This is a genomic window from Nostoc cycadae WK-1 (assembly GCF_002897135.1).
Classification (GTDB): Bacteria; Cyanobacteriota; Cyanobacteriia; order Cyanobacteriales; family Nostocaceae; genus Nostoc_B.
This window is the reverse complement of the sequence record NZ_DF978431.1, coordinates 246,212-260,310: the sequence shown is the minus strand read 5'-3', so window position 1 is coordinate 260,310 and position 14,099 is coordinate 246,212. Positions and strand designations below refer to the sequence as shown.

Below are 14,099 nucleotides of genomic sequence, written 5' to 3'. Positions count from 1 at the left end.
CTATGCCTTACTATCAGGATCAGTTAAGCATTACCACTGTTGATGAACTAAAAAAGCTGGCAGCATTACTGAATACTAATAGCAAACCCACTCATAAAGCAGAAATAATTGCGTTGATTCAGCGTCATCTTGTGGGGGAAAATCTGCAACAATTGTGGCGAGAATGGAAGTGGAAAATACGTGAACGCGGCCAAGCCCGCTTGATAGAATGCGCTGATGCAGCTTTAGCTGTTTTAATCGCCAACAATTCCCGCACGAAAAAGCTGTGTTTCTTAGCTGGAGAAAAGCATTTAGTTATTCCCAGCGAATCAGAAACTAAATTTCGTAATGCCGTAAAAAAATTGGGTTATAGTATTGCGTTGAGTGGTTAGAATTTCTCATGAACGAATTAATTTTACTGCAAGTAAATTTCGGTTTGAATGTAGCCAGTTTGATTGGTTTTATGCAGATTATTTTTGCTGTAGCTTACATACTGGCTATGATAATTCTGCTGATTCAACGTGCTAGAAGATTGGAAACTTTATCTTTAATTATTTATGTTTTTCAAACTATAATTATTCCTATTTTTCTGCTAACTTCTGGTTTGATTCTGGTTTTTCAAGGTTGGCGATTAGACCCTATTTTACAATTTATGCAGTTTTTACTAACTGTGTTGATTATTTATTTATGTATTAAAGATATTGTTATTAATGGTGGTTATAGAAATCGGTAATCACAAACTAAGAATTATTTAACTACAAGCTTTCTTTCTGTTACCCATGACTTACATCCCAGAAAATGCGCTGATTGTGCAGAGTGATCGCACTATTCTTTTAGAAGTACATTCTCCCAACGCCGCCAAACCTAGAGAAGCGATCATCTAAGTTATACCCAAGCTACACGCTGTTAATCAGCAACGCCAATTGCTACAACGCAGGGAACCTCCGCAACATACTAGCTCCTCAGCACTTTACTTGATTTACAAAGTGTAAGTAAAATCATTGACTAACATCCCAGGAACTAAACTTCCACCTAATTGGCGGCTGTCATAAGTGCCGACTTCGGGGATGAATTCTTGAAAGTTAGTGAAATCAACTAAATTTTCTCCCCAAAAACGATAGAGGCTGTCGTCAAAGCGGAGATTTTCGATAGGTGCAATGATTTCGCCGTTCTCTACCCAAAAACAGGCGTAACGGGTCATACCTGTAATTCTACCTGTGGGGCGATCGCTCCAATTTAAATAATGTAAATTTGAGAGATATAAGCCTGTATCTAAATTAGATAAAATCTGCTCTAATCTTAAATTTCCTGGTCTGATTTCTGGTGTACGTAAGGTTTCGGAACTATTCGCACCATTAGCAGTTTTTTGATATTCTTTAGCAGTCCGAGAATTAACTAAGCTATTTACTAAAATTCCATTTTCAATTATTGGTAATTCTGGTGCTGCCATTTCACCTAATTCATTAAAGCGCGGCACTAAACCTAGTTGAAAGTTTTCCTGTAAACTAAATTTGGCAGACAACTGTTTTTCTTTTCGGGATAATGCTGCTAAAGCACTGTTACCTTGTTGGATATCTGCTTCACCCACAGCACTCCAAGAAAGCATCTGCAATAAATCAGCCACAGCCGCAGGTGCAAAATAAGTTTTATATTGTCCTCTAGGCACTTCTTTTGCTGGACGAGATAGTAATTGTAGTTGTTTTTTGGCTTCACTGATTTTTGCTGTATAGTTAGCTAAATCCCAGTGGCTTCCGGCAAATGTACCTTTAACAGCTTGTCCAGAACTGCTAAACAAAGAATAATCTAATGTGAAAGTGTCGGTAGCGAACCAATGTTTTTGACCACTAGAATCTCCATAGCCTTTAATTACTACACCTCCAGCATAAATTCCAGTAAAATCTAATTCTGTCACTTCATCTAATATGCTAGAAACTACTGTCTCTGGTGCTAATAAATTACTATAATGAACTTCTCGACTAGTATTATTTCCTGAAGGTAAAACTAAATAAGGATCAATGGGTAATACAGGCAATTCCTCTCGTAATTCTTGTAAGGCTTTATATGCTTTTTGTGAGTCTTTTTCCCAATTTCCGGTAAAAGTAAACTGTCGAGAACTACTGCGTTGATCTGCCATTAAAGTCAGTTGAATGCAACCATCTGCTACACAGCCAGTTTGTCTAACTTTGGCATGATTAAATCGAGTAAATTGACTTCTTTCACTACTAAGTTTGAGGGTAAATTCCTCACCTTCTAATTTCTTGATGAGTAGAGTTTCTAAAACCTGATTGAAGCTAAATTCTAAAGCTGTTAATTCTTCTTTCATTGGTAGATTATTAATTCGTAATTCGGAATAAAGTTACAAAAGTCATACTTTTGACTTTCTCAACTTCCTCCCCCAAAGACTTCAATATCAGCAAATACACAAACTGGTGAACCATGCCCTACCCAAATGGCTTGATTGGGTTCGCCTTTACCACAGTAAGGAGTACCATACATTTGCCAACTATGAGTATCACCAACTTTGATTAAACTGTGCCAAAATTCTGGTGTTGTGGCGCGATAATTGGGGTTGCGGAGAGTTTTGGTGAGTTGCCCATTTTCAATTAATTTGGCATATTCGCAACCAAATTGGAATTTATAACGGCGATCGTCAATTGACCAAGACCGATTTGATTCCATGTAAACGCCGTGTTCAATACCGCTAATAATTTCGTCAAAGGTGGCGTTTCCTGGTTCTAAGTTTAAGTTAGCCATGCGGTCAATTGCTGGTCGATTCCAGGAACAAGCGCGGGCGCAAGCAACTCCGGGGATTCCGGCTCTGACTTGACTTTCTAAACTGCCTAAACCTCTTTTTAATACGCCTTCTTTAATAACATATTCCCGTGTGGCGACTGCACCTGTATCATCAAAAGCATAGCTGGCATACTCACCTGGAACTGTGGGGTCGAAGGTAATATTCATCAGTGGCGAACCATAGACTAGCTGACCAAAATCGTCGGTGGTGACAAAGCTACCGCCTGCATAGTTGCGTTCATCTCCTAAAATCCGGTCAATTTCTAAGGGATGACCGATACTTTCGTGGATTTGCAGCATCATTTGGTCTGGCGCTAAGACTAGGTTAGTGCGTATATTTGGGCATTCAGCCGCAGTCAACAATTCTATAGCTTGTTCTCCTACTTGCTGTACTCGTTGCCATAAATTTTCTTGTCTTAAAAGTTCCCATCCACCTTGATAACAGTGTGCTTGCCAACCGTTGTTGGTGCGTTGCTGGACAATGGCTCCGTCTTGGGCGATCGCACCATAATTACTGCCCAAGGAGATAAACTTTTGATAGACTTCTGAGCCGTTGCTGCTGACAAACCAACTTTCGCGCTCACTAGTGCTGATGCTGGCTGTGGTTTGCACAATTTTTTCATGAACTTTGAGTGTTCGGCACATCCGCACCAACAAATCGTTGATTTCTCCCGGACTCAGCGCGTCTAATGGTTCTAAATAGGGCGAGTTGTATTCACCTACAACCTTGGGACGCTCGGTTTCTTGAAACGGATATATCCACCATTTACTTGCTGCGAGTGCTTGCTTGTAAGCTATTTGGGCAGTAGCTTCTAAAGAAGCAAATTCTAAAGAATTTGTAGCGGCGTAACCCAGACAGCCATTCACTAAAACTTCAATCATGGCTCCCTCGGTGGTAGATTTACCATTAGCTTGGGGAATACCATCACGTACATAACGGTTCGAGGCTGTTTCTTTGACTGCTCTGATACCAATCCAATCAGCCGGAATATCAAATTTAGCGATCGCTTTTGTTAGTTCAGACCACATAATAATTTAGATGCAAAATTTAGTTAATTTATTATTGACAATTTGCTTTATTTATGAAGGCTATTTTATTCGTTCAGCTAATCCTAGTTTAGCTATCAAATAACCAGTTATTGGATAAGTTATCTAATTTTCTATGCTTTTTGCAAAGCATAGGAAATTTTCGGTTTTTTACACAATTGGTTGTATTTGATACTAATTTAGATTATTGTACTTTTACCCTAATCGATGTAAATTATCAGACCTGAGATACTTTTTCAAGACTGTTTTCACCACACACTCTAAAAATTCGATTTAGTGTAATAATGCAGAAACCTTGTTAAAGAAGTTAGTAGCCAGAATTAATGATTCTGACTATTTGCCATGTTACGAAAACATAACATTTTGTATTTAAAACTGAGTTTCTTCGTGGAAATTTTAGCGAGAAAAAGGCTTTTGTAGTTGAGTTTTTCAGATAAAAACTGCAATGTGAGATTGACAAAAGCCTATACTTCAGATTAATTTCTGTGCCAGCGAGTACCTTCAGGACTATCAATTAAGGTAATACCTTGGGATTGTAGTTCATTACGGATGCGATCGCCTTCGGCAAAATTCCGCGCTTTCCTAGCAGCTTGGCGTTGTTGAATCAAATCTTCAATTTCCGCATCGCTAAGACCATCAGTTGCAGGGGTAGCATTTTCAATTTCGGCAGTTAAACCTAAAACCTCTGCCAAAGTTACCAGAGTTTGCCATTGTTTTTGCAGTTCGTCGGCTGGTGTGTCAGTTTTGCCTTCATGAACCAGGATATTTCCTTCACGGCGGAGTTCTTTGGCTAATTCAAACAAAACTGTTACCCCACCAGGGAAATTAAAGTCATCGTTGACAGCTTCTCGAAAGCGTTCAACAAATTCAGGGAGTAGGGAAGAATTAACTTCCCAGCCTAGTTTTTTACCGTATTGATGACCAAATAGTAAACCTTCTTTCAGGGTGTGCCAGCCGTTGGTGGCAGCAGCGATCGCATCATCGGTAAAATCAATAGGCTTACGATATTGCGCCATCAGCACAAATAACCTGACTGCCATTGGATCAACATGGCGATCAAGTAAGTCGCGGATAGTGGTAAAGTTGCCCAAAGACTTGGACATTTTCTCCCCGTCCACCTTTACCATACCGTTGTGCAGCCAGTAATTTGCTAAAGGTTTACCTGTGACGGCTTCTGATTGGGCAATTTCATTTTCGTGGTGGGGGAAAATTAAGTCAGCACCACCAGCATGAATATCTATTGTCTCACCCAGGCGATCGCGCACCATCGCCGAGCATTCAATGTGCCATCCCGGACGACCAGCACCCCAAGGTGATTCCCAAGCAGGTTCGCCAGGTTTGGCGGCTTTCCACAAAGCAAAATCAAAGGGGTATTTTTTCTTTTGATATTCTGCGTCTTCTATATTAACGCGATCGCTTTTCCCCGCTTGCATATCTTCTAACCTGCGACCAGAAAGCTTCCCATACTCAGCAAACTGGCGCACAGCATAGTAAACATCCCCATCAGATGGATAGGCAAAACCTTTATTTTCCAACTCATGAATTAAACGCTGAATCCCGTTCATCGTGTGTGTCGCGCGGGGATATTCATCAGCTTCTTTGATTCCCAACCGTGCCATATCTTCAAAATATGCTTTAATGAAGCGTTCAGCTACAGCCTCCATTGATGAGTGTTCTTGTCGCGCACGGTTGAGAATTTTGTCATCAACATCAGTAAAATTCTGCACATAGCGCACTTCATAACCGATAAACTGGAGATAGCGGCGTACGACATCCCAAACAATGCAAGCTCTAGCATGACCCAAATGGCAGTAGTCATAAACCGTCACGCCGCAGTAATACATCTTAACCTTGCCTGGTTCGACTGTTTTAAACGGTTCTTGACTACGGGTAAGGGTATTGTAAACAGTTAAGGTCATAACAGAGTAATGCGGCAATAGAGGGATACGCAATAATAGGGTTAAGTCGCTGGGAAGTTTATCCAGCATCCCTATGCTAGTGTTTTCTGGCCTATCTGCGCTACCTTTTGTGAATTTGAATTTCCGGTAGCACAGCCGCAACTTAAAGAAGTTTGATATTTTTTGATTTGTTTGATAACCGCGCTATGCAAACAGCAGTGAATTCTGAATCTCAACCCATGAATGCGCCGAAACAAGGTTTACCAGTAACAATTATTACTGGATTTCTTGGTAGCGGCAAAACGACCTTACTAAATCATATTCTCACAAACCAACAGGGTTTAAAAACCGCTGTGTTAGTGAATGAATTTGGTGAAATTGGCATCGACAACGAGTTAATTATCTCCACCGATGAAAATAATAATATGGTGGAGCTAAGTAATGGTTGTATTTGTTGCACCATCAACAATGATTTAGTTGATGCCGTTTATAAAGTATTAGAACGGGAAGAAAAGCTAGATTATCTAGTAGTAGAAACCACCGGACTAGCAGATCCTTTACCTGTGGCCTTAACATTTTTAGGCACAGAACTGCGGGATTTAACCCGTCTAGATTCGATTATCACTGTCGTAGATGCAGCTAACTACAGCCTAGATTTATTCAACTCCCAAGCAGCTTACAGCCAAATTGCTTACGGCGATGTGATTTTGTTGAATAAAACCGATTTGGTTGATGAAGCAACTGTGACCCAGTTAGAGAAGAAAATCAACGAAGTCAAAGAAGGCGCAAGAATTTTGCGTACCCAGCGATCGCAAGTACCACTCGCATTAATTCTCAGTGTAGGATTATTTGAGTCTGACAAATATTTTGACACCGTTGATGAGCATGGTCATGACCATCACGATCATGACCATCACGACCACGACCATTCCACCTGTGGTCACGACCACCATGACCATGACCATTCCACCTGCGGTCACGACCACCACGACCATGAACACCATCACCACCATTCCGACCATTTAGAAAATGATGGTTTCACTTCCATCTCCTTCCAAAGTGACAAGCCATTTTCTATTAGGAAGTTTCAGTATTTTCTAGATAACCAATTACCAACCAACATTTTCCGCGCTAAAGGTGTGATGTGGTTTGATGAAAGTCCCAAACGCCACATTTTCCACCTGTGCGGTAAACGCTTCACCTTAGATGATGATGAGTGGAAAGGTGAACCCAAGAACCAGCTAGTGCTAATTGGTCAAAATCTCGACCGCGAAACTTTAATCTCTCAGATAGAAAACTGCATTTGTTTACCTTCCGTCAGTCGGGGTAAAGGCTTCAAAAAGTAAAAAGTAAAAGGTAAAAAGTAAAAAGGAATATTTTTGACTTTTGACTTTTGACTTTAAATTTATGCGCGTTATCATCCAGCGAGTGAAATCATCTCAAGTTACTGTTAACGGTGAAACTATTGGCAAAATTGGACGAGGATTAAACTTACTCGTCGGTATTGCCGATACTGACACAGATGCAGAACTCGACTGGATGGCGCGCAAATGCTTAGAATTGCGGCTGTTTCCCGATGAAGAAGGTGGAGACAGATGGCAAAAATCTGTGCAAGAAATTAAGGGTGAATTGTTGGTAGTCAGTCAGTTTACTCTTTATGGCGACTGTCGCAAAGGTCGCCGTCCGTCTTTTGACCGTTCTGCATCCCCTCAAACCGCAGAAAATTTATATAACAGCTTTGTTAACAAGTTACGCGCTAGTGGTTTACAGGTAGAAACAGGGAAATTTGGCGCAATGATGCAAGTTGATATCGAAAATGATGGCCCTGTCACTTTATTACTAGAACGGGAAGCAACGTAAAGAAGCCAGGGAGGACAAGATTGAAATTTCTTTCCTTCTGCCTCCTGCCTTCTGCCTTCTGCCTCTCCGCAGTCGCTACAACGGGGAGCCACTGCGTTGGGCGGCTCTGCCGACTTGAAGCATGTGGTGTGGGAACCCCCGCAACGCGCTGCCTTCTGCCTCCTGCCTTTTTAAATAGACTACTGAGTTCTAAATAATGAGAGAATATTAAATCAACCATCACAAAACTTTAAATTCTTTCATCATGGCAAAAATCCAATTTTCTAGAGGTCTTGACGAAAATGTGTTACCAGATGTACGTTTGACGCGATCGCGTAGTGGTGATACTGGTACAGCAACGTTTATTTTTACAAATCCCAAAATTTTAGACCAAGGTAGCACTGAAGAAGTCACTGGGATGTATATGCTAGACGAAGAAGGCGAAATAATTACCCGCGAAGTTAAAGCTAGATTCGTCAATGGTAAAGCCGAAGCATTAGAAGCTGTTCATATTATGAAATCTGTTGATGAGTGGGATCGCTTTATCCGTTTTATGGAGCGATTTGCTCAAGCAAACGGTTTGGAATTCAGCAAATCTTAATAGTCAAACTGAAGTTTGAAGTATGAAGGATGAAGTCTGAAATAAACTCAGACGCTATGCGTAGCTTGCTCTCACGAAGTGGTACGCGAACGTCAAAGGCGAACATACTTCATTCTTCTCTCAGATAAATCGGTGAAACCAATCCAAAATTCTAAATTGAAACTCGGATGATGCAACAACCACATCCAGACGCGGCAAAAATTCTGGTAAATTGTGCGGTAGTTACCGTCAGCGACACACGCACTTCAGAAACAGATAAAAGTGGTCAACTTATCCAACAATTACTATTAGACGCAAACCATAGCATTGCAGCCTACGCAATTATCAAAGATGAACCAACCCAAATTCAAGCACAAATTGAATCGCTGGGTAAAAGTGCCAATTTAGATGTAGTGATTTTTAATGGTGGTACAGGTATTGCACCGAGAGATACTACTTACGATGCAATTGAAAAATTATTAGAAAAAACTCTCCCAGGATTTGGAGAGATATTTAGATTTTTAAGTTATCAAGAAATCGGTTCCCGTGCGATCGCATCTCGCGCTGTCGCAGGTGTTTATCAAAATAAATTAATTTTCTCTCTCCCTGGTTCCAGCAATGCTGTGCGGCTAGGTATGGAAAAACTAATTTTACCTGAACTCGTTCATTTAGTCAGTCAGATGAGGAAATAGCAACGCACCATCCAAAATATGATTGGCTACAATTCTGGTTCCTAATATTCATTGGCTAAACCAGCGCTTTTAATAACGCCTGGAGTTTTAGTTGTACCTCAGCAAATTCTTTATCAGGATCAGAACCGGCGACGATACCTGCACCTGCGTAAAGTCTAGCGCGATCGCCATCGATTAGTGCCGAACGAATCCCCACAATAAATTCACAGTTACCTTGAGAGTCTATCCAACCTAAAGGCGCAGCATATAAACCCCTCTCAAAGCTTTCGTAACGCCGAATTTCTGCACAAGCCACATCTCTGGCTGCGCCAGCCACAGCTGGTGTCGGATGCAGTTGCGCCACAATTTTTAAGGGGTGGACATTAGCGGGAACTATAGCGCTGATGGGTGTCCATAAATGTTGGATATTAGATAGCTGTCGCAAGCGTGGCGGTAATACCTGCGGTGATAATCCTAATTGTGATAGGCGTTGAGTAATAAAATCAATGACTAATGAGTGTTCGTGTCTTTCCTTTTCACTGTTGAGTAAGCGATTTGCATTTGCAGCGTCTTCCTCTGGCGTTTTACCCCGTGGTGCAGAACCAGCTAACGCATCAGAGATTAATTGTTGATTCTGAATACAAATTAATCTTTCAGGACTTGCCCCAATAAAGTTTTGTCCTTTACCATTACTTGTGGAAAAAACATAACAATTAGGATGGATTTGTCTCAGATTATCTAATGATTTATATAAGTCAAACTGATGATTTGCTCGCACATCTAAAGCATCTGCTAGGACAATTTTGCTTAAATGACTAGCCTGGATTTTTTGTAAAGCTGAAACAACAGAACGTTTAAATTCTGTACCCTGCGTTACAGATTGCTTACTAAAGTGTGTGGATAAAAAATCCAGTTTGGGCGAGAAATATTCTAAAGAATTAATAAGTTCAGTTTTACTCCATAAATTATGCCAGATTTTTTCTAAATTAGCGTTCGCTGTTATTAATATGTTGGCGACTAAGATGCAGCGCTGATTTTTGACGGCTATTTGCCAACGCGGTAAAAATATCGTCGCGGAGGGAAACGGATAGTCTGATTGAATGTTTTGGTTAAAAAAACTAAAGTAACAAAAAAAACGAGGGCTGGCAAAAGGTTGGTGAATATCTCCAAAATTAATGATATTTTTTAGACAATTTTTGATAAAATATTCTGCTTGATTAAAACGGTCTTGACCATCAATTTGTAATTTTGCGACAGCATCAATCGCGGCGATCGCTTCTCCTTTACCTCTGTTCTCAAAGTAAAAATTTATTTCATTTGCTTGCGCTAGTTTAGCCAATACAACTAAAGGATCAACCCAGTCAAGTTCTAGGGAAATACTCACAATTTGCCGACAATTATTGTTGAGGCAATTTTCGTGAACTGCTAACAGAAATTGGTATATGTCTTTGTGCGTTACAAAGAAGTTGTTACGACATGGTGAAACTGTCATGGATCTAATAATAGTAAATTTTTTTTAAGTTATCTTCCTAAAGTGTAATTAATCATGGTCTATTTCTACAGGTAACATATTCAGTAGACATTTCACCAGAGTATAGTTTGCTTTGTTTAGGGTATTATCAAACGCTGACAAGCTATGCTCAGTTTCAACGCGTAATCAAAGAATAAGTTTTACTAAGGAATGGTTAATCAATCCCAAAAAATGCTGAATGTTAAGTGCTAATTGCTGAGTAAAATAAATAAAGAAGAATTCAGAAGTCAGAATTCAGTAATCAGAATCAAGAGTGTAGGGTATTCCAACCTGCCATTAATTGTAGTGCAGTAATTTTTAGCTTTTTCGTGGATTAAAACCTATGTATTCATATACAATCATCACAAATTGCTGCTGAATTCTGACTACTGACTCCTGAATTATATTTTGATAAACAATGAATGTTAAATAATGACTACTAAGCAGATTTCACATCCCAAAAGTAAGCTGTGGATGGCGGCAATTAAACCGCCGATGTACAGTGTGGCAATTATGCCTATTTGGATAGGAACAGCAATTGCTTTTGCCGAAACTAATATTTTTAATACAACAGTATTTATCACGTTTTTAGTAGCAGCAATATTAATTTTGGCATGGGAAAACATGAGCAATGATGTTTTTGATTCTGAAACAGGAATCGATCAGAATAAACATCATTCACTAGTGAATTTAACAGGAAAGAAGTCACTAATATTTTGGTTAGCAAATCTATGTTTGGTGATTGGTTTGCTAGGAATATTAGCGATCGCCACTTGGCAACAAGACCCCACTGTGATCATCATGGTGTTACTGGCTTGTGCTTTAGGCTATATGTACCAAGGGCCGCCCTTTCGGCTAGGATATCAAGGATTAGGTGAAATTCTCTGCTTTTTTGCCTTTGGGCCGTTGCTAGTACCAGCGGTATATTACAGCCAAACGCAAACTTGGTCTATCGCCAGTTTTGCCGCTTCAGTAATTGTTGGGATTGTTACCAGCTTAATTTTGTTTTGTTCACACTTTCACCAAGTTAAGGATGACATAGCCGCCGGGAAGCGATCGCCAATTGTGCGTTTAGGTACAGCTAACGGTGCAAAAGTTTTAGTTTGGTTTACCGCCAGTATTTATCCTTTTTGCTTGTTGTTTATCCTTTTGGGAGTTTTCCCAGTATGGACATTGTTGAGTTGGCTAAGTTTACCTTACGCCATCAAATTATGTCGCCATGTCCAACAAAATCACAACCAGCCAGAAAAAGTTAGCAATTGTAAATTCATCGCTGTCGCTGTGCATTTTTGGAGTTGCTTGTTATTAGGTGTAGGATTTTTCATCGGCTAATGGGTTGCAAAAGGTACGAAAAAGAATAATTAACCGCAGATGAACGCAGATAAATTTGTACCTCAGCATTCAGCACTTTTTGAGTTTCGTCCTTATCAACGGAGATTTGCTAAACCACTCATTACCCATTATGGTGTTTGGGATACCCGTGAGGGTATTATTTTGCGTCTTGTAGATGAAGCAGGAAAAATTGGCTGGGGAGAAATCGCGCCTATCAGTTGGTTTGGTTCAGAGACTTTAGAACAAGCGTTAGATTTTTGTCGCCAACTACCTAACCAAATTACATCTGAGATGATTTTGGCAATTCCTGATTGTTTACCCGCTTGTCAGTTTGGGTTTGAATCAGCAATTGCGAGAGTGAGGAGTTGGGAAGGAGTGGAAAATAATTTCACTTGTAGCGGCTTACTTTCTGCGGGGGAAGTGGCGTTACAACAATGGAAAACGCTGTGGGAAAAAGGATATCGCACATTTAAATGGAAAATTGGTGTAGATGCGATCGCCAAAGAACTAGCAATATTTGATACCTTAATTCATAGCTTACCCCCCTCAGCCAAACTCCGCCTAGATGCTAACGGTGGACTCAGTTATGCAGAAGCGAAATTATGGCTGGAGACTTGCGACAATATCCAGGGTGAATTACCTATAGAAATTGAATTTCTGGAACAACCCCTAGCTGTTGCAGAATTAGCAAAGATGTTGGAGTTAAGTAGATTTTACAGAACTGCGATCGCTTTAGATGAATCCGTCGCCACACTTCCACAAATCATCAGTTGTTATCAACAAGGATGGCGAGGAATTTTCGTCATCAAACCCGCAATTGTTGGTTCACCATCAAAGCTGCATCAGTTTTGCCAACAACATGAAATTGATGCTGTATTTTCCTCAGTCTTTGAGACTGAGATTGGTAAACAAGCTGCACTTAACCTAGCGGTCAAATTATCTCGTAAACACAGAGCAGTTGGTTTTGGCGTTGATCATTTTTTTGCCCAAGCAGAAGTAACAAATCCTGAAAATCTATGGAACAACCTTTAACTTATCTGCAAAATTTAACTCAAAATGATTGGTTAATTGCTGACAACAGCCGTCAATTTCAAACAATAGCTGAAAAATTATATTTAGAACTCACAGAAATATTAAAACAACATCATAAACCACTCAAAATTATCTTAGCTGAACGCGAACCAGTCAAATTTTTAGCTAGTTTCCTCGCTGCTTGTGCAGCCAATTGTTCAGTTTTTCTCTGTAACCCCGACTGGGGAACACAAGAATGGGAACAAGTATTTACATTAGTCCAACCGGATATCATTTGGGGAATAGATTATCATACCTACTTAACACGGGCTGAACGCCCTGCTACCGCTAACAACACTCAACACTCATCTCCCAGCATTCAGCACTCAGAACTAATCATGATTCCCACAGGTGGTTCATCAGGCAAGATTAAATTCGCCATCCACACATGGGAAACTCTCACCGCATCTGTACAAGGATTTACAGAATATTTCCAGTTAACGCAAGTGAATTCTTTTTGTGTATTACCTCTATATCATGTTAGTGGATTAATGCAATTTATGCGTTCTTTCACTACTGGAGGTAAACTAGTTATCTTTACATTTAAATCTGTAGAATCTATTCAAATACCTTCTATTCAACCATCAGAATTTTTCCTTTCATTAGTACCAACTCAACTACAACGCCTCTTACAAAATTCTGAATTAACCCAATGGTTAGCCCAATTTCATACTGTAATGTTAGGCGGCGCACCAGCTTGGCAAGAACTATTAGAAAAAGCCCGATTTCACAACATTAGGTTAGCCCCAACCTACGGTATGACAGAAACCGCCTCGCAAATTGCCACCCTCAAACCTGATGATTTTCTCCAAGGTAAAATTAACAGTGGGCAAATTTTACCCCATGCCCAGGTCACAATTCGCAATCAACAAGGTAAAGTTTTACAACCTCATCAAATTGGTAATATTACTATTCAAGCCACATCTTTAGCCCTTGGTTATTATCCACATCCTGGAGAAAATCAAGATTATTTACAAGTAGATGATTTAGGTTTTTTAGATGATCAAGGTTATCTAAATATTATCGGACGTAATAGTGACAAAATTATTACTGGTGGCGAAAACGTTTACCCAGGGGAAATAGAAGCAGCTATCCGCGCCACGCAAATGGTTGCTGATGTTTGTGTAATTGGTGTACCCGATAAATATTGGGGACAAGCATTAACAGCTATATATACTCCTATAGATGCTAATATTCCTACTCTAGAAATTAAAACTGTACTGCAAGATAAACTCAGTAAATTTAAAATTCCTAAATATTGGATTTGCCTTGATTCTTTACCTCGTAATGCTCAAGGTAAAATTAATCGTCAAGCACTACAACAAATAGCCGCAGAATTTTTGCACAATCACAGAGAACAGGCAACACTAAAATAGCGC

General features: G+C 39.9%; 13 protein-coding genes. 9 read left to right on the top strand and 4 right to left on the bottom strand.

Annotated elements, in window-relative coordinates; translation table 11 throughout:
- Nucleotides 1–2: 2 nt before the first annotated feature.
- Both NCWK1_RS30180 and NCWK1_RS17540 read left to right on the top strand, forming a co-directional pair.
- On the top strand, nt 3–371 hold the full coding sequence (locus NCWK1_RS30180; protein ID WP_245894924.1) for a hypothetical protein: 369 nt from the start codon (nt 3–5) through the stop codon (nt 369–371).
- An 8-nt stretch (nt 372–379) separates the two neighbouring features.
- Nucleotides 380–712, top strand: a complete 333-nt coding sequence (locus NCWK1_RS17540) for a Ycf66 family protein (protein ID WP_096583719.1) — start codon at nt 380–382, stop codon at nt 710–712.
- 246 nt (nt 713–958) lie between these two features.
- Here NCWK1_RS17540 and NCWK1_RS17535 read toward each other — a convergent pair whose 3' ends face one another.
- The 3 genes from NCWK1_RS17535 to cysS form a co-directional block, all read right to left on the bottom strand.
- Nucleotides 959–2,302 carry a TldD/PmbA family protein gene (locus NCWK1_RS17535; RefSeq protein WP_103125584.1) on the bottom strand — a complete coding sequence of 448 codons (1,344 nt, stop codon included), beginning with the start codon at nt 2,300–2,302 and terminating at the stop codon, nt 959–961.
- A gap of 59 nt (nt 2,303–2,361) precedes the next feature.
- Complete coding sequence (locus tag NCWK1_RS17530; RefSeq protein WP_103125583.1) at nt 2,362–3,801, bottom strand: TldD/PmbA family protein; 1,440 nt, start codon at nt 3,799–3,801, stop codon at nt 2,362–2,364.
- Between the two features lie 494 nt (nt 3,802–4,295).
- Nucleotides 4,296–5,738 (bottom strand): cysteine--tRNA ligase, encoded by a 1,443-nt coding sequence (gene cysS, locus NCWK1_RS17525; protein WP_103125610.1) that lies wholly within the window; start codon nt 5,736–5,738, stop codon nt 4,296–4,298.
- 185 nt (nt 5,739–5,923) lie between these two features.
- Here cysS and NCWK1_RS17520 point away from each other — a divergent pair, with 185 nt between their 5' ends.
- The 4 genes from NCWK1_RS17520 to NCWK1_RS17500 all read left to right on the top strand — a co-directional run bounded on the left by NCWK1_RS17520 (nt 5,924) and on the right by NCWK1_RS17500 (nt 8,828).
- Nucleotides 5,924–7,063, top strand: coding sequence for a CobW family GTP-binding protein (locus tag NCWK1_RS17520; RefSeq protein ID WP_103125582.1), 1,140 nt, complete (start codon nt 5,924–5,926; stop codon nt 7,061–7,063).
- A gap of 61 nt (nt 7,064–7,124) precedes the next feature.
- The gene (dtd, locus tag NCWK1_RS17515; RefSeq protein ID WP_103125581.1) at nt 7,125–7,577 is read left to right on the top strand and encodes a D-aminoacyl-tRNA deacylase; all 453 of its coding nucleotides are present in this window, start codon (nt 7,125–7,127) and stop codon (nt 7,575–7,577) included.
- Between the two features lie 244 nt (nt 7,578–7,821).
- A complete protein-coding gene (gene psb28 / locus NCWK1_RS17505) occupies nt 7,822–8,157 on the top strand; it encodes a photosystem II reaction center protein Psb28 (RefSeq protein ID WP_096583727.1) in 336 nt (111 codons plus the stop codon).
- Between the two features lie 167 nt (nt 8,158–8,324).
- Nucleotides 8,325–8,828: a MogA/MoaB family molybdenum cofactor biosynthesis protein gene (locus tag NCWK1_RS17500; RefSeq protein ID WP_096583729.1), complete on the top strand. Its 504-nt coding sequence runs from the start codon at nt 8,325–8,327 to the stop codon at nt 8,826–8,828.
- 55 nt (nt 8,829–8,883) lie between these two features.
- Here the strand turns inward: NCWK1_RS17500 and NCWK1_RS17495 are convergent, their stop codons facing one another.
- Nucleotides 8,884–10,299, bottom strand: coding sequence for an isochorismate synthase (locus NCWK1_RS17495; RefSeq protein WP_096583731.1), 1,416 nt, complete (start codon nt 10,297–10,299; stop codon nt 8,884–8,886).
- A gap of 450 nt (nt 10,300–10,749) precedes the next feature.
- Here NCWK1_RS17495 and menA point away from each other — a divergent pair, with 450 nt between their 5' ends.
- The 3 genes from menA to NCWK1_RS17480 are packed head-to-tail and all read left to right on the top strand — an operon-like array spanning nt 10,750 to nt 14,096.
- Nucleotides 10,750–11,649, top strand: a complete 900-nt coding sequence (gene menA / locus NCWK1_RS17490; protein ID WP_103125579.1) for a 2-carboxy-1,4-naphthoquinone phytyltransferase — start codon at nt 10,750–10,752, stop codon at nt 11,647–11,649.
- A gap of 39 nt (nt 11,650–11,688) precedes the next feature.
- Complete coding sequence (locus NCWK1_RS17485; protein ID WP_103125578.1) at nt 11,689–12,681, top strand: o-succinylbenzoate synthase; 993 nt, start codon at nt 11,689–11,691, stop codon at nt 12,679–12,681.
- Nucleotides 12,666–14,096, top strand: a complete 1,431-nt coding sequence (locus tag NCWK1_RS17480) for a 2-succinylbenzoate--CoA ligase (RefSeq protein WP_103125577.1) — start codon at nt 12,666–12,668, stop codon at nt 14,094–14,096. The genes NCWK1_RS17485 and NCWK1_RS17480 overlap by 16 nt, the downstream gene beginning before the upstream one ends.
- Nucleotides 14,097–14,099: the final 3 nt, after the last annotated feature.